Here is a 21,835-nt window from a genome sequence, read left to right as displayed (position 1 = left end):
GACGATCGCATCGACCGGGCACGCCTCCGCGCATAGCCCGCAATAGATGCACTTGGTCATGTCGATATCGTAGCGCGTGGTACGGCGGCTGCCGTCGTCGCGCGGCTCGGCCTCGATCGTGATGGCGAGCGCGGGGCACACCGCCTCGCACAATTTGCACGCGATGCACCGCTCCTCGCCATTGGGATAGCGGCGCAGCGCATGTTCCCCGCGAAACCGCGGGCTGAGCGGGTTGCGCTCATAGGGATAGTTGATCGTCGCCTTGGTCTTGAAGAAATACTTCAAGGTCAGCGCGTGCGCCTTCAGGAATTCCCAAAGGGTGAACGCCTTGATGGCTTGCCCGACATTCATTTTAAGGCCTCGCCGGATTGAGAAAAGGTGATATCGCAAGTGCTTTTTACGAAGGAGGAAAAATGGGAATTATTTTTTTTCACCCGATCCTCACTGACCCACACAGATTCTAATCGGCCGCGCGTTTCAAATTTGATTTCCCCGTCTCCATAATTATGGTCGGCATCAAACTGCAAAGCAGGCAAAGGTAATTTTCCAGTGTCCAATGTGTAGCTGCCGTCAACGAAGAGGGCACGATAACTACCGGCGATGGACGCTGGAAATCCACTTATACGTGCTTGCACGTTGATGGCGGTTCCCGGGAAGACCTGATGTTCAGGCGATGCTTCGACACCTGAAAAGTTCACTTTTAGGGTGCCGCTGCGACCGTCGGGACTTTGAAGATGGCAAACCCATTCTGTCGCTGGGATGGGCTTGGTAAGCATCGGCGGGGGGACCGTAGCACTCATATCCCTACCCGCATCCACATCAGGACGCCGGACACCAGAAAAACCCAGAACAGCGAGAAGGGCAGGAAAATCTTCCAGCCCAGCCGCATCAGCTGGTCGTAGCGATAGCGCGGCACCGTCGCCTTCACCCAGCTGAACAGGAAGAAGAACATCATCATCTTGACGAACAGCCAGACGATCCCCGGTATCCAGTAGAGCGGTGCCCAGTCGATCGGCGGCAGCCACCCGCCCCAGAACAAGGTCGCGTTCAGCACGCACATCAGGATGACGTTGGCATATTCGCCGAGCCAGTAGAGTGCGAAGGACATACTCGAATATTCGGTCTGGTACCCGGCGACGAGTTCGCTCTCCGCCTCGGTCAGGTCGAACGGCGCGCGCTGCGTCTCCGCCAGCGAGGAGATGAAGAACATCACCGCCATCGGAAACAGCAGCGGGTTCACGATGAAGCCGTTGAGGTGCAGGTAGACGTTGCGCTGCGCCATCACGATGCCGCTGAGGTTGAACGTCCCCGACCACAGCACGACCGAGATCAGGATGAACCCGATCGCGACCTCGTAGCTGACCATCTGCGCCGCCGCGCGAAGCGCCGAGTAGAACGGATATTTCGAGTTCGACGCCCAGCCCGCGAGGATGATGCCGTAGACGCCGAGCGAGGACGTCGCGAGGACGTAGAGCAGCCCGACATTGATGTCCGCCAACACGACCCCCGCCTGGAACGGCACCACCGCCCACACGATCAACGCGACGGTGAAGGTGATGATCGGCGCGATCAGGAACAGCACGCGGTTGGCCGCGGACGGGATGATGGTTTCCTGCAGGAACACCTTCAGCCCGTCGGCGAAGCTCTGCATCAGCCCGAACGGGCCGACGACGTTGGGGCCGCGCCGGAGCGCCATCGCCGCCCAGATCTTGCGATCGGCATAGATGATCATCGCGACCGCGAGCATCAGCGGGAGCGCTATGACGAGGATGCCGACGATGGTCGCGACGAACCACGCCCAGCCGTAGGGCATGGTGACATGAAGGAACGGTAGCCCAAGGACATGGAAATCTTGAAAGAAGTCGGTCATGCGCCGAACACCACCACCCCGGCGAAGGCCGGGGCCCAGTTGCGAGCGGGTCGATGCTGGGCCCCGGCCTTCGCCGGGGTGGAAGAAGCACTAGAACTCATTCCGCCGCCTCCGCGAAATCCTGGCCGTGGACCAGTTCCGCCGAGCAGCGCTGCATCGTCGGGCTCGCGCGGCAGATCGCGTTGGTCAGGTAGAAATCCTTGATCGGATAGCCCTCGATCACGCCCGCGCCCTTCGTATCCAGCGACGGCACCGCCCATTCGAACGTGGCGAGCGCCTGATGCCGCAGCGCCGGCACCGCCGCGTACATTTCCTCGCGAAGCCCCTCAAGGCTGTCGAACGGCAGCTTCGCGTCGAGCACTTCGGACAAGGCGCGGAAGATCGTCCAGTCATCTCGCGCATCGCCCGGCGCGAACACCGCCCGCTCACCGCGCTGCACCCGGCCTTCCAGATTCACCCACGTTCCCGACTTCTCGGCATAGGTCGCGCCCGGCAATATCACGTCCGCCGCCGCCGCGCCCTTGTCGCCATGATGCCCGACGAACACCTTGAATCCTGCGAACTGTGCAAAATCCACCTCGTCCGCGCCGAGGAAAAAGCCGAGCTTCGCCCCCATCACATCGGCGATCCCGCCAGCCTGCGCATAGCCGAGCATCAGCCCACCCATCCGCGACGCCGCCATGTGCACGACGTTGAAACCGTTCCAGCCCTCTCTTACGAGCCCCAGCTGCTCGACGAGCGCCAGCGCGGCACCGTGTCCGCCCTTCAACGCGGCTCCGCCGACGATAACCATCGGCCGTTCAGCCTTGCCGAACGCCTCCGTCACCGTATCGGGCAGCGCACCTAGCAACGCCAGATCGTCGCCCAGCCATTCGGCCTTGTACGTCAGGTCGGTCTCGGGACCGATCGCGAAGACCTTCGCACCCTTCTTGATCGCCTTGCGGATGCGCGTGTTCACCAGCGGCGCTTCCCAGCGCAGATTGGTGCCGACCAGCAGGATGACGTCCGCCCGCTCGGTGCCGGCGATCGTCGTGTTGAAATTCACTGCGGCGAGGCTGGACGTGTCGTACGCCATGCCCGTCTGCCGCCCTTCGAGCAGCGTCGATCCCATCTTCTCGACCAGCATCTTGGCCGCAAACATCGTCTCGCAATCGACTAGATCGCCCGCGATCGCCGCGACGCTGCTACCCGCGTCCACCGCCTCGATCGCGGCGAACGCCTCGTCCCAGGTTGCCGGCACCAGCTTGCCGTTGACCCGTACATAGGGCTTATCGAGCCGCCGCCGCACGAGCCCGTCGACCGCGTGGCGCGTCTTGTCGGTCGCCCACTCCTCGTTCACGTCCTCGTTCACGCGCGGCACGCAGCGCAGCACTTGCCGGCCGCGGCTGTCGAGCCGGATGTTCGTGCCGACCGCGTCCATCACGTCGATGGTCAGCGTCTTGCGCAATTCCCAGGGGCGCGCCTCGAACGAATAGGGCTTCGAGGTCAGCGCGCCGACCGGGCACAGATCGACGACGTTGCCCGACAATTCGCTCGTCACCGCCTCTTCGAGGTACGAGGTGATCTGCATGTTCTCGCCCCGGTAGATCGCGCCGATCTCCTCGACGCCGGCCACTTCCTCGGCGAAGCGGATGCAGCGCGTGCACTGGATGCAGCGGGTCATGACCGTCTTCACGATCGGCCCCATATATTTCTCGGTGACCGCGCGCTTGTTCTCGTCGTAACGCGAATGGCCGCGGCCATAGGCGATCGACTGGTCCTGCAGGTCGCACTCGCCGCCCTGATCGCAGATCGGGCAATCCAGCGGATGGTTGATCAGCAGGAATTCCATGATGCCTTCGCGGGCATTCTTAACCATCGGCGTGTTGGTGAAGATCTCCTGCTTGTCCGCCGCCGGCAGCGCGCAGCTTGCCTGCGGCTTGGGTGGGCCGGGCTTCACCTCGACCAGGCACATCCGGCAATTGCCCGCGATGCTCAAGCGTTCGTGATAGCAGAAGCGGGGGATTTCCCTGCCCGCGAGTTCGCACGCCTGGAGCACGGTGGCACCCTGCGGTACCTCGATCTCGACGCCATCGACTTTGACCAGGGGCATGTTACTTCTTCTCAGGCGCGGGAACGGTCACGAGGACCGGAGACGTCAGCCGGTGATACAAAGCTTCGGCCAGCGTCGCGCGAATGCTCTGACGGTTGGCCGTCAGCTTCACATTCGCAGCAAGGCACGGACCCATCGAAGGGGACAGCGCGTGAAGCGCTGCCAGTTCCTCATCGCTTTCGGGGTGAGTCGCCAGCACGGCCCTGATCCCCGCGGGACTGGTCGCGGCGACGCATATACCCATATCTTCCACAGCCGCCGCCCGGCCGGAAACCGTTCCCCACGGGCTGACATAAACCCGCGTCAGCGGCAGCGCAGGCGGTGTCGAGCGTGCAAAGCGGCTTCCGATCAATGCCTCGGCGATCATCCCACGATATAGGTCGGTGGGAATGCTCAATCGCTGTTCGTTACCGAACTCGGAGCTGATCTGCGAATTTGTACATTGGATTTCGCGCCCCAGATTATTCCGCGCGGCTGCGGTTACCTTGGGATCGGTTAGCGCGAGATAGTCCGCACTTTGCGCCGATCGGCGATGCACGACACACTCGGCATAGAGGTGCGAGTCAACGACCGATTGCGCAACGGGCTTGCCGGAGGCAGTCTGCCGACGCTGCGCCACGCGCGATCCGATTTCGGTTTCCTGCGCCGAGGCTGGTGCCGTGGGACATGAGCAAATCGCGGCAGCGGCCAACAAGATCGTCCAATGCCAGGTCACTCCGCCGCCTCCATCATCGGCGACAGATCGCCCCCGAGCCCTTTGGCGCGGCCGCGGATGCGGCGTTCCATCTCGGGGCGGAAATGCTTGATGAGGCCCTGGATCGGCCAGGCGGCGGCGTCGCCCAGCGCGCAGATCGAATGCCCCTCGACCTGCTTTGTCACCTGTTGCAGCATGTCGATCTCGGACAGTTCGGCGTCGCCGGTGCGCATCCGCTCCATCACCCGCCACATCCAGCCTGTGCCCTCGCGGCACGGCGTGCATTGGCCGCAGCTCTCGTGCTTGTAGAAATAGCTGATGCGGCTGATCGCGCGGACGATATCGGTCGATTTGTCCATCACGATGACCGCCGCGGTGCCGAGCCCCGATCCGACCTTCTTCAGGCCGTCGAAATCCATCGGGCAGTCCATGATCTCGGCCGCGGGCACCAGCGGCACCGACGATCCGCCGGGTATCACCGCGAGCAGATTGTCCCAGCCGCCGCGGATGCCGCCGCAATGCGTCTCGATCAGATCGCGGAAGGTGATGCCCATCGCCTCCTCGACGACGCACGGCTTGTTTACGTGACCGCTGATCTGGAAGAGCTTGGTGCCCTTGTTGCCTTCCGCGCCGAAGCTGAAAAACCAGGCCGCACCCCGCCGCAGGATCGTCGGTGCGACCGCGATCGATTCGACGTTGTTGACCGTCGTCGGGCAACCATAGAGCCCGGCCCCGGCCGGGAAGGGTGGCTTGAGACGCGGCTGGCCCTTCTTGCCCTCCAGGCTTTCCAGCATCGCGGTCTCCTCGCCGCAGATATAGGCACCCGCGCCGCGGTGGACGAACACGTCGAAGTCGTAACCGGAACCGCAGGCGTTCTTGCCGATCAATCCGGCGTCATAGGCCTCGGCGACCGCGGCTAAGAGCACCTCCGCCTCGCGGATATATTCGCCGCGGATGTAGATATAGGCCGCCCGCGCGCGCATCGTATAGCCGGCGATCAGCGCGCCCTCGATCAGCTTGTGCGGATCGTGACGGATGATCTCGCGATCCTTGCAGCTGCCCGGCTCGCTCTCGTCCGCGTTGATGACGAGGAAGTTCGGCCGGTCGGGCTTGGGTTCCTTGGGCATGAACGACCATTTGGTGCCGGTCGGGAACCCCGCGCCGCCACGGCCCCGCAAGCCGCTGGCTTTCATGATATCGATGATCGCGTCCTGGCCCCTGGCCATCAGTGCGGCGGTATCGTCCCAATCCCCGCGCGCGCGCGCGGCGTCCAGCTTCCAGGACTGGAAGCCGTAGAGATTGGTAAAGATGCGATCCTTGTCGGCGAGCATCATCGGGCATCCGTCAAATCGAGGCGACGTTCGATCCGGTCCAAACGACCGTCCAGCCGATCCATCCGGTTGTTCAGCCCGGTCACCGAGATGAAAAGACCGGAAAGATGCTCGTCCGTAGCGGTGGCTCGCATCTTCAGTTCCCCGATATCAGCCTTCATGTCCGCCATGTCGGTCTGTATCTTTTTCAGAATTTCATAGATGAGCGACGGATCGATCTCAGCCACCGACCTTCTCCCATTCGCCCCGATAATCGTGGTTCGCGTCGACCATTTCCATGAGCGTCGTCGGGCCGCCTTCGGGGCAGCTCGTATGGCGACCGATCGTCGAGCCGGGTGCGGGATGCTCGCCCTTGGCCAATGCGTCGAGCACCGCGGCGGTGCGATCATAGTCGAGGTCTTCGTAATTATCGTCGTTGACCTGCACCATGGGCGCGTTCGCGCAGGTGCCGAGGCATTCGACCTCGGTCAGCGTGAACAGCCCGTCGGGGGTCGTGCCGCCCTTGATGAGACCGCGGTTCTTGCACGCCGCCAGCACGTCGTCGGAACCCGCAAGCATACACGGCGTCGTGCCGCAGACCTGCACGTGATAGCGCCCGACCGGCGCCATGTTGAACATCGTGTAGAAGGTGACGACCTCGTACACGCGCATATAAGGTACGCCGATCTGGCGCGCGACGAACTCGATCACGGGGACGGGCAACCAGCCCTGGGTCTGCGTTTCCGCACCGACCTGGCGCTGCGCGAGATCGAGCAACGGGAGCGACGCCGATTGCTCGCGACCCTTGGGATAGCGGCCGAGGATTGCGTTCGCCTTGGCCCGGTTCTCTTCCGTCCATGCGAACCCACCCCAGCGGGCGCGAGTTTCGGCTTCGTCGGGGATGTGGGGGCCGTCAGCCATCAGGAATGATCCGCCAGATCCAAGCGATTCTCGATCCGTTCGACCCGGTCATTAAGCCGATCGAGCCGACTGTTCACGCCTGAAATCGCGATGATCGAACTGCCCAGATGCTCCTCTACCATCGTCATGCGTACCTTCAGGTCGCGAACATCGAATTTAAGCTCGGACATGTCCGCCTGCATTTTCTGCAAGACCGAATAGATCAGCTCGTTGTTGACCGCTTCAGTCATGGCAGCCTGCCATTGCTTTCGGCTTCAACGACAGCATAAGAAGAGTCGTTATCAGTTGACCATTTTTCGACCAACGGAACTACGATGCAATATGACGACCAAATCACCAACAGGATACCACTCAACAGAGGAGAAAAGATACCCGCAACAATCGCCACACCGCCCAGATGGTCTGGGTTCGTTCCTGAAACATAGGCTATGAGAATTGCAACCAACGGCACTGCGATGCCGATAGCTACGAATATCATTGCTCCGAGAGCATATCGACGCATTCTCACCGGTCACACTCCCCGAACACGATATCCATCGCGCCCAGCACCGCAGTGGTGTCCGCCAGCATATGGCCCTTCATCATGAAGTCCATGGCCTGCAAATGGCTGAACGCGGTCGGGCGGATCTTGCAGCGATAGGGTTTGTTCGATCCATCAGCGACCAGATATACGCCGAACTCCCCCTTGGGGCTTTCGGTCGCGACGTACACGTCGCCTGCGGGGACGTGATAGCCTTCAGTGTACAGCTTGAAGTGATGGATCAGCGCCTCCATCGACCGCTTCATTTCCGCGCGCTTCGGCGGCACGACCTTGCGGTCGAGCGAGGCGATCGGGCCTTCCGGCATCTGGGCCAGGCACTGCTTCATGATCTTCGCCGACTGGCGCACTTCCTCGACGCGGACCATGAACCGGTCGTAGCAGTCGCCGCGCGTACCGACCGGCACCTCGAAGTCCATGCGGTCGTACACGTCATAGGGCTGCGACTTGCGCAGATCCCATGCGATGCCCGAACCGCGGATCATCGGGCCGGAAAAGCCCCATCTGATCGCGTCTTCGCGGTTGACGACGCCGATGTCGACATTGCGCTGCTTGAAGATACGGTTGTCGGCGACCAGGCTGATCGCATCCTCGAACAACCGCGGCAACCGCGTGTCGAGCCAGTCGCCGATATCCGTCAGCAGCTTCAGCGGCACGTCCTGATGCACCCCGCCGACGCGGAAATAATTGGCATGCATCCGCGCGCCCGACGCGCGCTCGTAGAAATTCATGCAGTCTTCGCGGATCTCGAACAGCCACAGGTTCGGCGTCATCGCGCCGACATCCATCACATGGCTGCCCAAGTTCAGCATATGGTTCTTGATCCGCGTCAGTTCGGCGAAGAACACGCGCAGATACTGCGCGCGCAGCGGAACCTCCAGATCGAGCAGCTTCTCGACCGCGAGCACATAGCTATGCTCCATGCACATCGGCGAGCAGTAATCGAGCCGGTCGAAATACGGCAATGCCTGCGCATAGGTCTTGTATTCTATCAGCTTCTCGGTGCCGCGGTGGAGCAACCCGACATGCGGATCGATCCGCTCGACGATCTCGCCGTCCAGCTCCATCACGAGCCGCAGCACGCCGTGCGCGGCGGGATGCTGCGGGCCGAAGTTGATCGTGTAATTCTCGATCGTGACGTCGCCGATCGCCGGATCGCCGGCATCCTCGCGGCTCAGCACCTGGTCGACATAGTCGCTCACTGGTTCTGTCCTCCATGCCTGCCTGGCCGTACATCGGGATCGACGGGCCTGGAACCTGCATCGCTCGATGCCTTGCCCGACCCCGTATCATTCGTGCTCGCCATGTCTTTCTTTGCATAGCCTTCGCTCGGCGCGCTCGGCGCGCGCGTCTCCGACTTCGCCGAGTCCGCCTGCTGAACGGCATCCGCAGACAATGGCGTCGGCGCGCCCTTCGCCTCGGGCAATCCGCCCTTCTCGTCGCCTGGCAGGACGTAGCTTGCGCCCTCCCAGGGGCTCTGGAAATCGAAGGTACGGAAATCCTGGTCGAGCTGGACAGGCTCGTACACGACGCGCTTCTCCTGTTCGGAATAGCGCATCTCGACATAGCCGGTCATCGGAAAGTCCTTGCGCAGCGGATGCCCGCGAAAGCCGTAATCGGTCAGGATCCGCCGCAGATCGCGGTTTCCGGAAAACAGTACGCCGTAGAGGTCGTAGACCTCGCGCTCCAGCCAGCCCGCGACCGGCCACAGATCGGTCACCGACGGCACCGGCCTGGTCTCGTCGGTCCGGACATGGACGCGGATGCGGTGGTTTCGAGTGAGCGACAGCAGGCAATAGACGACCTCGAACCGCTCCTCGCCGCGGTCGGGATAATCGACGCCCGCGATCTCCATCAGCTGCTGATATTCGAGGCCGGGCGTGTCGCGTAACGCGATCATCGCCTCGACCAGCGTCTCGCGCCGGACGTGCAGCGCAATCTCGCCGATATGCTCGACCGCTTCCGCAAGATATGGCCCAAGCGCGGCGCGCGCCGCGTCGATGACGCCATCGTTGGTCGTGTAGGCGGGCGCCGAACTACGCATGATTGCGACGCTCCCGACGCCATGCGGAAACACCGAACGCGACCGCGGCAACGAGTATCCCGACTGCCAGGACTAGCACGAGATCCTCGATGGTCGAGCGCCATGCAGCCCAAACCCGTCTGATCGCCGGGCCTTCGCTGCGCATCAGCATAACGAAGACAGGCGAGAGAAACAGGGGCAGGATGGCAAGGCTCTGGGCCCGGGTCGCACGCTCCCTCACCGTTCCACGCTCCCGCTCCGCCGGATCTTCCGCTGCAGCTGCATGATCCCGTACAGCAACGCCTCCGCGGTCGGCGGGCAACCCGGAACGTAGATGTCGACCGGCACGATCCGGTCGCATCCGCGCACGACGCTGTAGCTATAATGGTAATAGCCGCCGCCGTTCGCGCAGGATCCCATCGAGATGACGTATTTGGGCTCCGACATCTGGTCGTAGACCTTGCGCAGTGCGGGGGCCATCTTGTTGCACAGCGTGCCCGCGACGATCATCACGTCCGACTGGCGCGGGCTCGCGCGCGGCGCCGCGCCGAAGCGTTCGAGGTCGTAGCGCGGCATGTTGACGTGGATCATCTCGACCGCGCAGCACGCGAGCCCGAACGTCATCCACCAGAGCGAGCCGGTGCGCGCCCATTGGAACAGATCCTCGGTCGAGGTGACGAGGAAACCCTTGTCCGTCAGTTCGCCGTTCAGACCGTCGAAATACGCCGGATCGGGTCTTACGATCGATGCGCTTTCGGGATTGTCGATCAATCCGATCGGCCCGGAATGTGCCTCTATTCCCAATCGAGCGCTCCCTTCTTCCAGGCATAGGCGAGACCCAATGCCAGTTCGGCGATGAAGCCCATCATCGCGAACCATGCGACCCACCCGAGATGGAACACGCTGACCGCCCAGGGATAGATGAACGCCGCCTCCAGGTCGAACACGATGAAGAGGATCGCGACGAGGTAGAACCGCACGTCGAACTGGCTCCGCGGATCCTCGAACGCGGGGAAGCCGCATTCATATTCGCTCAGCTTCTCCGCATCCGGCTTGTGCGTGCCCGTCAGACGCGAGACGAGCATCGGCAGGAACACGAACGTGCTCGACAAGGCGAGCGCCACCCCCAGGAAAAGAAGGATCGGCAGATAGTGCGACAGGTCGACCAAAAGGCTTCTCGCAAGTGCGAAGGGAACAGGGCCGCCTTAGGAGGATGGGCGAAGGGGAGCAAGGCGTGGCAGGCGTGAGAAGCGCGCGCAATTGACCTTGGTTGGTGCCTTTGGCCCGAAGGCCGGTCTTTACCGCAAAGCCCCCGCCAGCAGCTTGTGCAGCTTGGAATGGATGCCGTCGTTCGCGGCCAGGAATTCGTTGCGTTCCATCGCACGGTCACCGCCGCGAAAGTCGGTGACGAAGCCGCCCGCTTCCTTCACCAGCAACAGTCCGGCGGCGACATCCCATGGCTGGAGGCCCGATTCCCAATAGGCGTCGTATCGCCCTGCCGCGACCCAGGCGAGATCGAGCGCGGCCGAACCGAAACGGCGGATGCCCGCGACCTGCGGTGCGACCGCGCCGAAGATCCGGCTCCACTGCACGAAATCGCCATGCCCCATGAACGGGATGCCCGTCGCGACCAGGCATTCGGACAATTCGCGCCGTGCGGACACGCGCAACCTTTGGTCGGTATGCCAGGCACCCCGGCCCTTCTCCGCCCAGAAACTCTCGTCGGTCAGCGGCTGGTAGACGAGTGCGGTCGTGATCTCGCGCTTGCCCGACGGCAACGGCTCCTCGACCGCGATCGAGATAGAGAAATGCGGAATCCCGTGGAGGAAATTCGACGTCCCATCCAGCGGATCGACGATGAAGCGCGGCTTGTTCGGATCGCCCGCGACCTCGCCGCGCTCCTCCATCAGGAACCCCCAGTCGGGACGGGCGTGGCTCAGTTCCTCATAAAGACTCTGTTCGGCGCGCTGGTCCGCCATCGACACGAAATCCGCGGGGCCCTTGCGGCTGACCTGGAGCTGCTGGACCTCGTTGAAGTCGCGACGCAACCGCGGTGCGGCCTTGCGCGCGGCGCGTTCGATGACGGTCATGAGGCCGGAATGGGATGGCATCTATTAGCCTAAAGAATTTTGTCAGGAAGGACATACGTTCGTGAGTATCTATCATCAGCAACAGCTTCTGCGAAACACCACCACCGCTCTGGCCGTTTAACGCCAAATCTACAGACTAGATTACCGTAAGTGAAGCGAGCTCGATCGAAATCCTGGCCAGTTTTGTCGTACAACGGCTGCAAAGCCGTCCCAGCCCAATCTGGGTTTGTAGGTATTAAGAGCCGGACAGCCTGAGTCACGTTCATACGATGCCTCACGCTCTTCATAGCTGCATCAAATACGAAGCTATTTATCCAGGCTTCGGCAGCTTGAAGTTCTTGAGCTGTCAAACATGCAACAGCCGCGTTCAACTCGACACTAAACCAGCAGTCGAAAAGCTGCCGATCGAGGCTGGCATCATAAACGCTCATTTGTTCTAATCCGCCCTACGGACGTAAGTCTGCTCGTACACATCCACGACGATCTTCGTCCCCGCGCCGATATGCGGCGGCACCATTATGCGGACGCCGTTGTCGAGGATCGCGGGCTTGTAGCTGGACGAGGCGGTCTGCCCCTTCACGACCGCGTCGGCTTCGACGATCATCGCCTCGATCGTATCGGGCAGCTGTACCGAGATCGGGCGTTCGTCGTACAATTCCATCACGACGTCCATGCCGTCCTGCAGGAACGCCGCGGCGTCGCCGAGGATGCCCGCATCCAGCGTGATCTGTTCGTAATTGACCTTGTCCATGAACGTCAGCGTATCGCCGTCGCGGAACAGATACTGGAAATCCACGGTATCGAGCCGGACGCGTTCGAGGCTCTCGGCCGAGCGGAAGCGGACATTGTTCTTGCGGCCGTCGATCAGGTTCTTCAGCTCGACCTGCATATACGCGCCGCCCTTGCCGGGCTGGGTGTGCTGGATCTTCACGGCGCGCCAGATGCCGCCTTCATATTCGATGATGTTGCCCGGACGGATTTCGACCGCGTTGATCTTCATGGTGATACCTGCTGGAAAGAACGACAAGGAAAGGCCGGAGGGGGGAACCTCGCGGCAATCCGAGGCGGCGCATTAGCCCGGCAGGTGCCCTGCCGCAAGCAAGGGGTAGGGATCGACATCCTCGCCCTGCCACCAACGCTCCTCGGGCCGCATCCGCGTCAGCCCGAAATGAAGGTGGAAATTGCCGGCTCCTGCGTCGCCGGTATCGCCGACATAGCCGAGCGGATCGCCTGCCTTGACCGTCAGTCCTGCGCGGATACTCGCGGCATAGCCGGCAAGATGCGCGTAGTAATAGGTCCAGCGGCGATCCCGCGACCGGACGTACAATGTCGTGCCACCGCGTGCGCTCTGGAACAGCTTCTCCACCGTGCCGGCCGCAGCGGCGACGACCATCGTCCGCGCAGGTGCAGGGATGTCGGTCCCGTGATGCATCCGCGTGCCACCTTCGCGCGGATCGCCCCAGTCGTCGCGCAGGTCGCCACGCGCGATGCCGGCGACCGGGACGATCAGCGCCTCCCCTCCGCTTGACGGTGCGGCTACGACGCGCGGCTCGACCGCGCGGATGCTGTTGCGGATACGCACCGCACTTACGCCGAACGACGTCATCGACAGGAACGCCGCCACCGCGAACGCGATGACGCCGAGAACCCACCAGCCGACGCGGCTCATTCGCCTATTCCTGGAAGATCGCCGGCGTCCCGGGGCGGATCATCATCGCCAGCCGTGCTGCGTTCCAGTTCGCCAGACGAACGCAGCCATGGCTTTCCGTCCGTCCGATCAGCGAAGGTTCGGGGGTGCCGTGGATGCCGTAATGTTCCTTCGACAAATCTAGCCAGACGACACCGACCGGGCCGTTCGGTCCCGCCGGCAGCATCGCCTTCTTCTCGCCCTTCTTGGCATCCCAGAACAAGGCGGGGTTGAAGTGGAATTTGGGATTATAGTCCGCGCCGTAGATCTTCCACGTCCCGAGCGGCAGCGGGTCGTGCGTGCTCCCCGTCGTCACCTGGAACTGCGCGACCAGCTTGCCGTTCGCGTCATAACCACGCAGCACCTTGTCGGACTTGCTGACGACGACCTTCGCCACCTGGGGCTGCGCCGAATCGACGTTCAGCATCGCCAGCGTCGCGCGCCATTCGGGTTTCAGCTTGGCATCGTAATTCTGCCGATCCGGCAGCGCATCGGGGAACACGACCTTGGTCCCGACGGTCAGCTTCGTGTCGGGACTGTTCAGCGCCACCAGCGTTTCGGGCGTCGTGTGGAACCCCTCGGCCAGCTTCTCCATCGGCGTGCGATAGTTGAGCGCGGGCAGCTTGGCCTGCGCATCCTCACCATGCGGGATTTCGGGGGTATACTGGTAGTCCAGCATCTCCTTCGTCAGGGCGATCTCGACCGTCGGACGCCAGTGACGGTAGGGGAACAGCGCCTTCAGCGTCGCTGCGTCGGGATCGCCCGTCACGGGCAGCCCCTGACTTTCCTGAAATCCCTTGATCGCCGCCGTGAAGGACATGCCGCGATGGCCATCGAGCACACCCGGCGAAAAGCCGAGATGGTCCAGAATCACCTGCACGTGCAGCACGTCCATATCGAGCTTCGACACGGAGGCAGCGGCCGGTGTCGGGGTGGTGACAGATGCAGGGGTCGCCGCAGGCGTCTGCGCCATCGCGGATGCTGCCGCACCCAACACGGATGCGACGATAATCGATTTTACCATGGCCTGCTCCCCGGAACCAATACGCTCCGCAACCTAACAAATGAAACATAGATAAGGTCCGGTCAGCCGAGCAACGCCGTAAACGTCTCGATCGCGGCCCCTTCGTCCCCGCCCCAGACCGCGTTCGACACCGCGAGGAAGTCCGCGCCCGCGTCGATGAGCGTCCCCGCATTGGCGGGGGTAATCCCGCCGATCGCGACCGAGGGTATCTCGAAGATCGTCGACCACCAGGACAGGATTGACGGGTCGGGGCGATGTTTCGTCACCTTCGTTTCGGTGGGATAGAAGGCACCGAACGCGACATAGTCCGCGCCATTCTCCCCCGCCTCCATCGCCAGGTGGCGGCTGTCATGGCACGTCACCCCGATCTGCGCCGTCGCGCCCAGCTCCGAACGCGCCTCCCGGGGGTCGCCGTCGCCCTGCCCCAGATGCACCCCGTCCGCACCCAGCCGTTTCCCGAGCGCCACGCTGTCGTTGACGATGAAGGCGACATCGGCGTCGGCGCAAATCCGTTGCAGCGGTTCAGCAAGCCGCGCTGCCTCGTGTTGATCGACATCCTTCACCCGGAACTGGAACGCCGCGACCGGCCCGGCACCGAGCGCACGTGCCAGCCGATCGGGAAATGTACGGCCGACATCGAGCGGCGAGACGAGGTAGAGCTGGCACGGCGGCCGCCGCAGGTCGCGGACGAAGGCCGTCGCAAAATCGGGATCGAGCGGGCCGAGGGGGTCTTCAGTCATCGCGAACCCGTAGCTGCTCGACCGCTGCCGCGAAAGCCGCCGGATCGTCCAGCCGGTGTGCCACCGCCCCGATCGATCGGCGGCCAGTGGATTGCGGCACGACGAGATCGACGACCACGTTGGGATACGCGATGAACGCCAGGTTGAGGGTGGTCCGCCGTTTCACGAAGGCGGCGTCCCAGCTTTCCCGCAGGCCGGCGATACGATCGACCGGGACCGTGATCGCCTTTAGCGTCCCGGCGCGCATCACCAGCGTCTCGCCGTCAAGCGTCACCGGCAACCGCCGAAACGATCGGATACCCGCGACCAGCCAGACGATCGACGCTAGTGTCGCAGCCGACAACAGGATCGCGACGATCGGATGCCACATCGCAAGCAGTGCGTGGACGACGGCGAACTCGATCGACGCCAACCCCACCAGCACCCACAGCATCGGCGCGACCGATCGGTGATAGGCGAAGGTCTGCACCTAGCCGATCACTGATCCGTCACCACGCTCGCGTCCGGCGCTCATTCCTCGCCCAGATAGATGCGGATGATGCGATCCAGCATCGCCAGCGCCTCGTCGCGCGGACGCTGGAAGGTGTTGCGGCCGATGATCGAGCCGTGACCGCCGCCGTCGCGGATGTCGCGCGCATCCTGGAACACCGAGTCCTCGCCCTTCGACGCGCCCCCCGAAAAGACGTTGATGCGCCGCCCGGCAAAGCTCGCCTGCACCATATGCGCCACGCGCTTCGACTGGGTCGACCAATCGCCCTTGGCATAGATCGGCTTGGCTTCCTTCTGCTCGATATGATCGGTCGGCAGCTTGGTCTTGATGATGTGCGCACCGAGCAACGCCGCCATATGCGCGGCATAGGCACCGACGTCGAGCGCGAGTTCGCCGTCCTTCGTCAGATCGCCGCCGCGCGGATAGCTCCAGATGACCGTCGCGATGCCGGCCGCCTTCGCTTCTTCCGACAGCGCGCGGATTTCCTCCATCATGTCGAAGATCTTGTCGGACCCCGGATACAGCGTGAAGCCGATCGCGGCGCAGCCCAGCCGAACCGCATCCGCCACGCTGCCCGTGATTGCCTGATCGATCGAGGTCGCCCAGCTGTTCGAGCTGTTCAGCTTCAGGATCGTCAGCATCTGCGCGCCGAACGTGTCGGCACCCGCCTCGATCATGCCGAGCGGCGCGGCGAAGGCCGACAGCCCGGCGTCGATCGCCAGTTGCCAATGGTAATGCGGATCATATCCGGCCGGATTGACCGCGAAGCTGCGCGCGGGGCCATGCTCGAAACCCTGGTCGACGGGCAGGATCAGAAGCTTGCCGGTACCGCCCAATCTGCCCTGCATCAGGATCCGCGCGAGATTGGCCTTCACCGCAGGGCTGGTGGATTCGAATTTGTCGAGGATCGTCTTAACGGCGGGGGTCATTCAATACTCTCCATCATGAATTCATAGGGACTGCCAGCGACGTAGCCCCTGATCGACCTGTTCCATCACCGCCTGGGGAACCGAACCGATGACGTCCACGATCCTAGATCGCCGTAGCGTCAGGATTTTATCGATCTGCACTTCGCTGTCCAAGCGCAATCCGGTGTCGGCGGTCGGCGAAAGGGGAACCCGGAACAGCAGCTCGCCGCCGACATTGCTTGTGATCGTACACATTGTGATCGATCCATGCGTTGCATTGAAGAGGTCGGATTGCACGACGAGAAACGGCCGCGGCTTACCCGAATATTCGCCCGGGGCTGCCGCGACGACGACCGCGCCGCGCTTTATTTCCAAGCGAAATCCTCGCCTTCGGCACCTTCCCAAAACGCGTAATCATCGGCGCTGTCACGCGCCGACGCGCGAAGCGACTGGCGTTTGGCTTCGGCCATGAATGCCTCGTCATGGCGTTCGACATAGCGCCGCACCGCCTCGCGGGCGATATCGCTCTTGCTGCGGCCCTGCGATCGCGCGACCGCGGCGAGACGTTGTTCCAATTCGCTATCGATCCTGACGCCCAGCATCGCGGGATGCTCCTGTTCAACATGTAAAACATAAGGGCGTCTTGCGCGTGGCGCAACCGCCGATGCCTCTTCCCGGCCCTGGAAAGGACGGATTGACGAACGGCCGCAAATCCTATTCGCTGTGCCGGAACAGGGGGAGCAAATGATGAAGCGGCGCACGATCCCGGCATTGATGTTCGCGGTGACGGCGAGCCTGTCGGTCGCTGCTCTGGCGAAGGATCCCAAGATCGGTTCGCCAGCGCCCAGGTTCGAGCTGACGCTGATCGACGGCACGAAAGTCTCGTCCGACGAATTGCGCGGACAGGTCGTCGTACTGAATTTCTGGGCGACCTGGTGCGGGCCGTGCAAGCGTGAGTTGCCGTTGCTCGACGCCTATTATCGTATTCAGAAACAGCACGGTCTTCGCGTCTTCGCCGTCGCAACGGAAGATTCGCTGCCGCTGCGCCAGCTCAAACCGCTCTTCGCCGCGCTGGCGATCCCCTCGGCACGGCGGATGAAGGGTCCCTATGGAGACATGCACGCCGTCCCGACGAACTTCGTCATCGATCGCGCGGGCGTGGTGCGTTACGCAAAGGCGGGCGCGTTCGATCTGGACGAGATGAACACGCTGCTCGTGCCGCTGCTCCAAGAACCCGTCCCGGTCCCGGCCCCCGCCCCCGTCACCTAGCGCTTGAGGGCGGCGACGCCGGGTAGGTCGCGCCCCTCCATCCATTCCAGGAATGCGCCCCCCGCGGTCGATACGAACGTAAAATCCGCGGCGACCCCCGCCTGGTTCAGCGCAGCGACGGTATCGCCGCCGCCCGCGACCGATACCAGGCTGCCATCCTGCGTCAACGCCGCGGCGGTGCGAGCCAGTGCTACCGTCGCAGTGTCGAACGGCGACGTCTCGAACGCACCGAGTGGCCCGTTCCAGACCAATGTCCGGCAATTCTTCAGAACGTCGCCCAGCGATTCGACCGCGGCGGGGCCGATATCCAGGATCATCTCGTCCGCCGCGACTTCATAGACGTTGACGGTGCGGGTCGGGGGATCGGCCCTGAATTCCTTCGCGACCACCACGTCATAGGGCAGATGTACGGTGCAGCCGGCGCGGTCCGCGGTCGCCAATATGTCCTCGGCGGTCGCGGCGAGATCATGCTCGCACAGGCTCTTGCCGACATTCACCCCGCGCGCGGCAAGAAACGTGTTCGCCATTCCGCCGCCGATGATGAGGTGATCGACCAGCCCGACGAGATGCTTGAGCACGTCCAGCTTGCTCGACACCTTCGCGCCGCCGACGACGGCCGCGACGGGATGCGAAGGGTCACCGAGCACCTTCTCCAGCGCGTCCAGTTCCGCCTCCATCGCGCGGCCGGCGAAGGCGGGGAGCCGATGCGCCAGGCCCTCGGTCGATGCATGCGCGCGGTGCGCGGCGGAAAAGGCGTCGTTGACGTAGAGATCGCCGAGCGCGGCGAAGCGGTCGATCGTCGCCGGATCGTTGATTTCCTCGCCCGCGAAGAAGCGCGTATTCTCCAGCACCGCGATATCGCCCGGTTGCAGCATCGCGACCGCATCGGCCGCGCCGTCCCAGTCGACGAAGCGCACCGGTCGGCCGAGCACGCGCGAATAGGGTGCGGTCAAGGGCGCGAGCGACATCGACGGATCGCGCTGTCCCATCGGCCGGCCGAAATGCGCGAGGATCAGAACGATCGCACCGCGGTCGGCCAGTTCGCTGATCGTCGCCAAGGTTGCGCGCAGCCGCGTGTCGTCGGTTACACGCCCAGCCGCCATCGGCACGTTCAAATCCTCACGGACCAGCACGCGCCGGCCCCGGATCTCACCCATATCGTCCAGTGTTCTGAAAGCCTTGGTCATGATAGCTCGATCCTGATCTCATCATCGAAATCGAGGCACCGTCCATGAGGCCGTCAGGATTCTCGACTTCGCGCGAAGCGAACGGTTGGTGTGATACGTCCATCGCCGCCTATAGAAACGCCGCCATCGCGGTCGCGGTGTCGACCATGCGGTTCGAGAAGCCCCATTCGTTGTCGTACCAGCTGAGCACCCGCACCAGCTTGCCGTCGATCACCGCGGTCTCCAGGCTGTCGACCGTCGACGATTGCGGCGTGTGCATCAGGTCGATCGAGACCAGCGGCTCGTCGGTATAGGCGAGGATACCCTTCAGCGGACCATTTTGCGACGCCTCCTTCAGCACCGCGTTCACCTCTTCGCGCGTCGTGTCACGGGAAGGCGTGAAGGTCAGGTCGATCATGCTCACATCGGGCACCGGCACGCGAATCGCGGAGCCGTCGAGCTTGCCCTTCAATTCGGGCAGCACCTCGGCGACCGCCCGGGCCGCGCCGGTCGTGGTCGGGATCATCGACATCCCCGCGGCGCGGGCGCGGCGCAGATCGGGGTGGATCTGGTCGAGGATCTTCTGATCGTTGGTGTAGGCATGGACCGTCGTCATCAGCCCGCGCTCGATCCCGATCGTGTCGTTCAACACCTTGGCGACGGGTGCCAGGCAATTGGTCGTGCACGACGCATTCGAGACGATGTTGTGATCCGCGGTCAGCTTGTCGTGATTGACCCCGAACACGACCGTCAGGTCGACGCCCTTGCCGGGCGCGGAGATCAGCACCTTCTTCGCGCCTGCATCGATATGCTTCCGGCACGCGACATTGTCGGTGAAGAAGCCGGTGCATTCCAGGACGATATCGACGCCCAGTTCCCTGTGCGGCAGGTTCGCCGGATCGCGCTGCGCGGTGACGCGGATATGCTTGCCGTCGACGACCAGGTCCTCGCCCTCGGCATGGACGTCGCCGGGGTAGCGGCCATGTATGCTGTCGCGGCTGAACAGCCAGGCATTCGACTTCGCATCCGCCAGATCGTTGATCGCGACCAGGTCGATCTTGTCGTCGCCGCGCTCCAGGATCGCGCGCGCGACCAGGCGGCCGATCCGACCAAAGCCGTTGATCGCAATCTTGACCGTCATCATCACATCCCCACAATTATCTGATTACAGGCTGTTTCCCGCGGCGCAGCAGCAACCGCTCACCGTCCTGCGCACGCACATCCCGCCGCGAGTCCCTCGCGGTCGGGCCTGCCTTCGCGGCGCGGATCGCGCGTGTCAACCTGTCGCGATTGGCATGTTGCAGCGGACGGGTGCCATGCTATCGCGTGCCGATGACGGATCAAACGAGTTCGGCCGCAGCGCGTATCGATGCGGCGATTGCACGAATCGAGGCGGCGATCGGCGCGCGCGCCGATGCATCGGATGCGCTTGCCCGGCGTCATGCGGCGCTGAAGGCACGCATGGCGGAGGCGGTCAGCGCGCTGGACGACGTGATCGCACGCGGGAGCGCCGGCTGATGTCCGAAGTGACACTGTCGATCGGCGGCCGGTCGCAAATCGTCGGCTGCCGCGACGGCGAGGAGGACCGCGTCCGCACGCTCGCCGCGATGATCGACGAACGCTGGGGGCCGGCGCAGCGCGCGGCGGGGGGGCTGAACGGCGAACGCGCGATGCTGTTCGTCGCGCTGATGCTGGCGGACGATCTCGACGAGGCGCTGACCCGCCCGCCCGGGGGCGCGGCGGTCAGCGAGACGGCGCTGGCCCGGATCGCCGATCGTCTCGAAACGCTCGCGGCGACCCTTGAGCAAAGCCCGCCGACGTCCTAAGTCGGTGGCGGCGGGTTCTGCCCGGTACGAGCCTTTATTATCCCTGAGGCTATTCATCATCCATAGGGGGCTGTCCCTGTTAGGACCCTGGTCCAAAGCATATGGTCCCCACCTGACGTACCGTGCGTCAGTGGATAACCCGGCACACGGCCATGGTGGGCCCGCCACCGCGCGGCGCGCATGTCGATAGCAGCGCTATCGACGAGACGCGTCACCGCGGCCGATCTCGGCGTAAGCCGAGCGTCCACGACGCCGCTTCGCCGCGGCGCGCTTCGTTCGTGACCGATAAGCATACTCTCCGCGTGCAATTGCGCGCGCGCCGCGCCGTCGCCACAAGGACGACGCTTCCGGTCCCCGCCGCTTTCCGCGCCCGCCTGTCGCCCGGCCTGACCGTCGCTTCCTACGTCCCCATCCGTGGCGAAGCCGATCCGTCGCCACTGGTGCGCGCTGCGGTCGAGGCAGGCTGTGCGATCCTGCTGCCGCATGTCGTCGATCGCGCGATCCCCATGCGATTTCTGGCATGGGATACGGAGGCGACACTGGTCGCGGGGCCGTTCGGACTGCATCAGCCGGCCTCGGATGCTACCGAGCATGTGCCCGGCATCATCCTGACGCCGCTGGTCGGGTTCGACCGTCGCGGCAACCGGCTGGGCCAGGGTGCCGGTTATTACGACCGTGCGTTCGCAGCTTACCCGAAGGCATGGCGGGTTGGTATCGCGATGGCGGTGCAGGAGATCGACGCACTCGCCATCGATGCCTGGGACAGGCCGCTCCACGCCGTCGCCACCGAAAGGGAATGGATCATGTTCGAAGGATCGCCGTCATGACGCCGAGTTGGCGCAAACCCGTCGGTGCACTTGCGATCGTGGCGTTGATCATCGTCTGGTGCGGGTTGGTGACGAGCCTGTCGGCGATCGTCGGCGGGTGGCACTGGGTGTTGCAGGCGGTGTTCTATCTGGTGGCGGGGATCGTCTGGATCGCACCGTTGAAGCCGGTCCTTCGGTGGATGGAGACGGGGCGGTGGTAACAGGAGCACGCCGCGGCGAAGCCGCGTCGTCGATCGGGCTGATGCCCGTCGGCCGCGCTTGACTGCGTCGCGATTAGCTCCGCTAATTGCGTCCAGCCTGCGCTTTGGCGCGAGTGACGGGGCTCGAACCCGCGACCTCCGGCGTGACAGGCCGGCGCTC

General features: G+C 63.6%; 30 protein-coding genes. 5 read left to right on the top strand and 25 right to left on the bottom strand.

Going from position 1 to position 21,835, the window contains the following annotated elements; translation table 11 throughout:
* The 23 genes from nuoI to ACFE7D_RS08940 form a co-directional block, all read right to left on the bottom strand.
* A partial coding sequence (nuoI, locus tag ACFE7D_RS09050; RefSeq protein ID WP_375395096.1) for an NADH-quinone oxidoreductase subunit NuoI occupies window positions 1–351 on the bottom strand: 351 nt, incomplete at its 3' end.
* Entirely contained in the window at window positions 348–776 is a 429-nt protein-coding gene (locus tag ACFE7D_RS09045; RefSeq protein ID WP_375395095.1) for a hypothetical protein, read from the bottom strand. The genes ACFE7D_RS09045 and nuoI, both read right to left, overlap by 4 nt.
* 20 nt (window positions 777–796) lie before the next feature.
* Window positions 797–1,870, bottom strand: a complete 1,074-nt coding sequence (gene nuoH / locus ACFE7D_RS09040; RefSeq protein ID WP_375395094.1) for an NADH-quinone oxidoreductase subunit NuoH — start codon at window positions 1,868–1,870, stop codon at window positions 797–799.
* 97 nt (window positions 1,871–1,967) lie between these two features.
* A complete protein-coding gene (nuoG, locus tag ACFE7D_RS09035) occupies window positions 1,968–3,962 on the bottom strand; it encodes an NADH-quinone oxidoreductase subunit NuoG (protein WP_375395093.1) in 1,995 nt (664 codons plus the stop codon).
* A gap of 1 nt (window position 3,963) precedes the next feature.
* Window positions 3,964–4,677, bottom strand: a complete 714-nt coding sequence (locus ACFE7D_RS09030) for a hypothetical protein (protein ID WP_375395092.1) — start codon at window positions 4,675–4,677, stop codon at window positions 3,964–3,966.
* A complete protein-coding gene (gene nuoF / locus ACFE7D_RS09025; protein WP_375395098.1) occupies window positions 4,674–5,987 on the bottom strand; it encodes an NADH-quinone oxidoreductase subunit NuoF in 1,314 nt (437 codons plus the stop codon). Before nuoF ends, ACFE7D_RS09030 begins: the two co-directional genes overlap by 4 nt.
* Complete coding sequence (locus ACFE7D_RS09020) at window positions 5,987–6,214, bottom strand: hypothetical protein (RefSeq protein WP_375395091.1); 228 nt, start codon at window positions 6,212–6,214, stop codon at window positions 5,987–5,989. The genes nuoF and ACFE7D_RS09020 overlap by 1 nt, the downstream gene beginning before the upstream one ends.
* On the bottom strand, window positions 6,207–6,887 hold the full coding sequence (locus tag ACFE7D_RS09015) for a complex I 24 kDa subunit family protein (RefSeq protein WP_375395090.1): 681 nt from the start codon (window positions 6,885–6,887) through the stop codon (window positions 6,207–6,209). The genes ACFE7D_RS09020 and ACFE7D_RS09015 overlap by 8 nt, the downstream gene beginning before the upstream one ends.
* Window positions 6,887–7,117 (bottom strand): hypothetical protein, encoded by a 231-nt coding sequence (locus tag ACFE7D_RS09010; protein ID WP_375395089.1) that lies wholly within the window; start codon window positions 7,115–7,117, stop codon window positions 6,887–6,889. The genes ACFE7D_RS09015 and ACFE7D_RS09010 overlap by 1 nt, the downstream gene beginning before the upstream one ends.
* Complete coding sequence (locus ACFE7D_RS09005) at window positions 7,114–7,365, bottom strand: hypothetical protein (protein ID WP_375395088.1); 252 nt, start codon at window positions 7,363–7,365, stop codon at window positions 7,114–7,116. Before ACFE7D_RS09005 ends, ACFE7D_RS09010 begins: the two co-directional genes overlap by 4 nt.
* A gap of 26 nt (window positions 7,366–7,391) precedes the next feature.
* On the bottom strand, window positions 7,392–8,627 hold the full coding sequence (locus tag ACFE7D_RS09000) for an NADH-quinone oxidoreductase subunit D (protein ID WP_375395087.1): 1,236 nt from the start codon (window positions 8,625–8,627) through the stop codon (window positions 7,392–7,394).
* Window positions 8,624–9,469: an NADH-quinone oxidoreductase subunit C gene (locus tag ACFE7D_RS08995; protein WP_375395086.1), complete on the bottom strand. Its 846-nt coding sequence runs from the start codon at window positions 9,467–9,469 to the stop codon at window positions 8,624–8,626. Before ACFE7D_RS08995 ends, ACFE7D_RS09000 begins: the two co-directional genes overlap by 4 nt.
* A 216-nt stretch (window positions 9,470–9,685) precedes the next feature.
* Complete coding sequence (locus tag ACFE7D_RS08990) at window positions 9,686–10,225, bottom strand: NuoB/complex I 20 kDa subunit family protein (RefSeq protein WP_375395097.1); 540 nt, start codon at window positions 10,223–10,225, stop codon at window positions 9,686–9,688.
* A 17-nt stretch (window positions 10,226–10,242) separates the two neighbouring features.
* The gene (gene ndhC, locus ACFE7D_RS08985; protein WP_174285752.1) at window positions 10,243–10,617 is read right to left on the bottom strand and encodes an NADH-quinone oxidoreductase subunit A; all 375 of its coding nucleotides are present in this window, start codon (window positions 10,615–10,617) and stop codon (window positions 10,243–10,245) included.
* 129 nt (window positions 10,618–10,746) lie between these two features.
* Window positions 10,747–11,559 (bottom strand): inositol monophosphatase family protein, encoded by an 813-nt coding sequence (locus ACFE7D_RS08980; RefSeq protein ID WP_375395085.1) that lies wholly within the window; start codon window positions 11,557–11,559, stop codon window positions 10,747–10,749.
* A gap of 415 nt (window positions 11,560–11,974) precedes the next feature.
* Complete coding sequence (gene efp, locus ACFE7D_RS08975; RefSeq protein ID WP_375395084.1) at window positions 11,975–12,538, bottom strand: elongation factor P; 564 nt, start codon at window positions 12,536–12,538, stop codon at window positions 11,975–11,977.
* 72 nt (window positions 12,539–12,610) lie between these two features.
* Window positions 12,611–13,207: a M23 family metallopeptidase gene (locus ACFE7D_RS08970; RefSeq protein ID WP_375395083.1), complete on the bottom strand. Its 597-nt coding sequence runs from the start codon at window positions 13,205–13,207 to the stop codon at window positions 12,611–12,613.
* Between the two features lie 4 nt (window positions 13,208–13,211).
* Window positions 13,212–14,249: a L,D-transpeptidase gene (locus ACFE7D_RS08965; protein ID WP_375395082.1), complete on the bottom strand. Its 1,038-nt coding sequence runs from the start codon at window positions 14,247–14,249 to the stop codon at window positions 13,212–13,214.
* Between the two features lie 62 nt (window positions 14,250–14,311).
* Window positions 14,312–14,989: a thiamine phosphate synthase gene (gene thiE / locus ACFE7D_RS08960; RefSeq protein ID WP_375395081.1), complete on the bottom strand. Its 678-nt coding sequence runs from the start codon at window positions 14,987–14,989 to the stop codon at window positions 14,312–14,314.
* On the bottom strand, window positions 14,982–15,458 hold the full coding sequence (locus ACFE7D_RS08955) for a hypothetical protein (RefSeq protein ID WP_375395080.1): 477 nt from the start codon (window positions 15,456–15,458) through the stop codon (window positions 14,982–14,984). The genes thiE and ACFE7D_RS08955 overlap by 8 nt, the downstream gene beginning before the upstream one ends.
* 41 nt (window positions 15,459–15,499) lie before the next feature.
* Complete coding sequence (locus ACFE7D_RS08950; RefSeq protein WP_375395079.1) at window positions 15,500–16,408, bottom strand: class I fructose-bisphosphate aldolase; 909 nt, start codon at window positions 16,406–16,408, stop codon at window positions 15,500–15,502.
* A gap of 21 nt (window positions 16,409–16,429) precedes the next feature.
* Window positions 16,430–16,762: a type II toxin-antitoxin system PemK/MazF family toxin gene (locus ACFE7D_RS08945; RefSeq protein WP_375395078.1), complete on the bottom strand. Its 333-nt coding sequence runs from the start codon at window positions 16,760–16,762 to the stop codon at window positions 16,430–16,432.
* Window positions 16,753–17,148, bottom strand: coding sequence for a ribbon-helix-helix protein, CopG family (locus ACFE7D_RS08940; protein ID WP_375395077.1), 396 nt, complete (start codon window positions 17,146–17,148; stop codon window positions 16,753–16,755). Before ACFE7D_RS08940 ends, ACFE7D_RS08945 begins: the two co-directional genes overlap by 10 nt.
* Between ACFE7D_RS08940 and ACFE7D_RS08935 the strand changes: the two genes are divergently transcribed.
* Window positions 17,135–17,656 (top strand): TlpA family protein disulfide reductase, encoded by a 522-nt coding sequence (locus tag ACFE7D_RS08935; protein ID WP_375395076.1) that lies wholly within the window; start codon window positions 17,135–17,137, stop codon window positions 17,654–17,656. The two genes, ACFE7D_RS08940 and ACFE7D_RS08935, sit on opposite strands and share 14 nt — an antisense overlap.
* Here ACFE7D_RS08935 and ACFE7D_RS08930 read toward each other — a convergent pair.
* Window positions 17,653–18,843: a phosphoglycerate kinase gene (locus ACFE7D_RS08930; RefSeq protein WP_375395075.1), complete on the bottom strand. Its 1,191-nt coding sequence runs from the start codon at window positions 18,841–18,843 to the stop codon at window positions 17,653–17,655. The two genes, ACFE7D_RS08935 and ACFE7D_RS08930, sit on opposite strands and share 4 nt — an antisense overlap.
* A 109-nt stretch (window positions 18,844–18,952) precedes the next feature.
* The gene (gene gap / locus ACFE7D_RS08925; protein WP_375395074.1) at window positions 18,953–19,963 is read right to left on the bottom strand and encodes a type I glyceraldehyde-3-phosphate dehydrogenase; all 1,011 of its coding nucleotides are present in this window, start codon (window positions 19,961–19,963) and stop codon (window positions 18,953–18,955) included.
* Between the two features lie 191 nt (window positions 19,964–20,154).
* Between gap and ACFE7D_RS08920 the strand changes: the two genes are divergently transcribed.
* The 4 genes from ACFE7D_RS08920 to ACFE7D_RS08905 all read left to right on the top strand — a co-directional run bounded on the left by ACFE7D_RS08920 (window position 20,155) and on the right by ACFE7D_RS08905 (window position 21,675).
* Window positions 20,155–20,340, top strand: a complete 186-nt coding sequence (locus ACFE7D_RS08920; protein ID WP_375395073.1) for a hypothetical protein — start codon at window positions 20,155–20,157, stop codon at window positions 20,338–20,340.
* Complete coding sequence (locus ACFE7D_RS08915) at window positions 20,340–20,648, top strand: cell division protein ZapA (RefSeq protein ID WP_375395072.1); 309 nt, start codon at window positions 20,340–20,342, stop codon at window positions 20,646–20,648. Before ACFE7D_RS08920 ends, ACFE7D_RS08915 begins: the two co-directional genes overlap by 1 nt.
* 278 nt (window positions 20,649–20,926) lie before the next feature.
* Window positions 20,927–21,475 carry a 5-formyltetrahydrofolate cyclo-ligase gene (locus ACFE7D_RS08910; RefSeq protein WP_375395071.1) on the top strand — a complete coding sequence of 183 codons (549 nt, stop codon included), beginning with the start codon at window positions 20,927–20,929 and terminating at the stop codon, window positions 21,473–21,475.
* Complete coding sequence (locus tag ACFE7D_RS08905; protein ID WP_375395070.1) at window positions 21,472–21,675, top strand: DUF2842 domain-containing protein; 204 nt, start codon at window positions 21,472–21,474, stop codon at window positions 21,673–21,675. Before ACFE7D_RS08910 ends, ACFE7D_RS08905 begins: the two co-directional genes overlap by 4 nt.
* The last annotated feature ends 160 nt before the right edge of the window (window positions 21,676–21,835 follow it).

The organism is uncultured Sphingomonas sp. (assembly GCF_964244235.1).
Classification (GTDB): Bacteria; Pseudomonadota; Alphaproteobacteria; order Sphingomonadales; family Sphingomonadaceae; genus Sphingomonas.
This window is presented reverse-complemented; position numbering and strand designations above follow the sequence as displayed.

Bases quoted from the DNA above. Each gene is read 5' to 3' on its own strand.
- nuoH (WP_375395094.1), bottom strand. From the start codon at position 1,870: ATGACCGACTTCTTTCAAGATTTCCATGTCCTTGGGCTACCGTTCCTT.
- gap (WP_375395074.1), bottom strand. From the start codon at position 19,963: ATGACGGTCAAGATTGCGATCAACGGCTTTGGTCGGATCGGCCGCCTG.
- ACFE7D_RS08980 (WP_375395085.1), bottom strand. From the start codon at position 11,559: ATGCCATCCCATTCCGGCCTCATGACCGTCATCGAACGCGCCGCGCGC.
- ACFE7D_RS09015 (WP_375395090.1), bottom strand. From the start codon at position 6,887: ATGGCTGACGGCCCCCACATCCCCGACGAAGCCGAAACTCGCGCCCGC.
- ACFE7D_RS08915 (WP_375395072.1), top strand. From the start codon at position 20,340: ATGTCCGAAGTGACACTGTCGATCGGCGGCCGGTCGCAAATCGTCGGC.
- ACFE7D_RS08965 (WP_375395082.1), bottom strand. From the start codon at position 14,249: ATGGTAAAATCGATTATCGTCGCATCCGTGTTGGGTGCGGCAGCATCC.
- ACFE7D_RS09005 (WP_375395088.1), bottom strand. From the start codon at position 7,365: ATGATATTCGTAGCTATCGGCATCGCAGTGCCGTTGGTTGCAATTCTC.
- ACFE7D_RS08995 (WP_375395086.1), bottom strand. From the start codon at position 9,469: ATGCGTAGTTCGGCGCCCGCCTACACGACCAACGATGGCGTCATCGAC.
- thiE (WP_375395081.1), bottom strand. From the start codon at position 14,989: ATGACTGAAGACCCCCTCGGCCCGCTCGATCCCGATTTTGCGACGGCC.
- ACFE7D_RS08930 (WP_375395075.1), bottom strand. From the start codon at position 18,843: ATGACCAAGGCTTTCAGAACACTGGACGATATGGGTGAGATCCGGGGC.
- ACFE7D_RS08970 (WP_375395083.1), bottom strand. From the start codon at position 13,207: ATGAGCCGCGTCGGCTGGTGGGTTCTCGGCGTCATCGCGTTCGCGGTG.
- ACFE7D_RS09010 (WP_375395089.1), bottom strand. From the start codon at position 7,117: ATGACTGAAGCGGTCAACAACGAGCTGATCTATTCGGTCTTGCAGAAA.
- ACFE7D_RS08950 (WP_375395079.1), bottom strand. From the start codon at position 16,408: ATGACCCCCGCCGTTAAGACGATCCTCGACAAATTCGAATCCACCAGC.
- ACFE7D_RS08935 (WP_375395076.1), top strand. From the start codon at position 17,135: ATGAAGCGGCGCACGATCCCGGCATTGATGTTCGCGGTGACGGCGAGC.
- ACFE7D_RS09045 (WP_375395095.1), bottom strand. From the start codon at position 776: ATGCTTACCAAGCCCATCCCAGCGACAGAATGGGTTTGCCATCTTCAA.
- efp (WP_375395084.1), bottom strand. From the start codon at position 12,538: ATGAAGATCAACGCGGTCGAAATCCGTCCGGGCAACATCATCGAATAT.
- nuoG (WP_375395093.1), bottom strand. From the start codon at position 3,962: ATGCCCCTGGTCAAAGTCGATGGCGTCGAGATCGAGGTACCGCAGGGT.
- ACFE7D_RS08920 (WP_375395073.1), top strand. From the start codon at position 20,155: ATGACGGATCAAACGAGTTCGGCCGCAGCGCGTATCGATGCGGCGATT.
- nuoF (WP_375395098.1), bottom strand. From the start codon at position 5,987: ATGCTCGCCGACAAGGATCGCATCTTTACCAATCTCTACGGCTTCCAG.
- ACFE7D_RS08905 (WP_375395070.1), top strand. From the start codon at position 21,472: ATGACGCCGAGTTGGCGCAAACCCGTCGGTGCACTTGCGATCGTGGCG.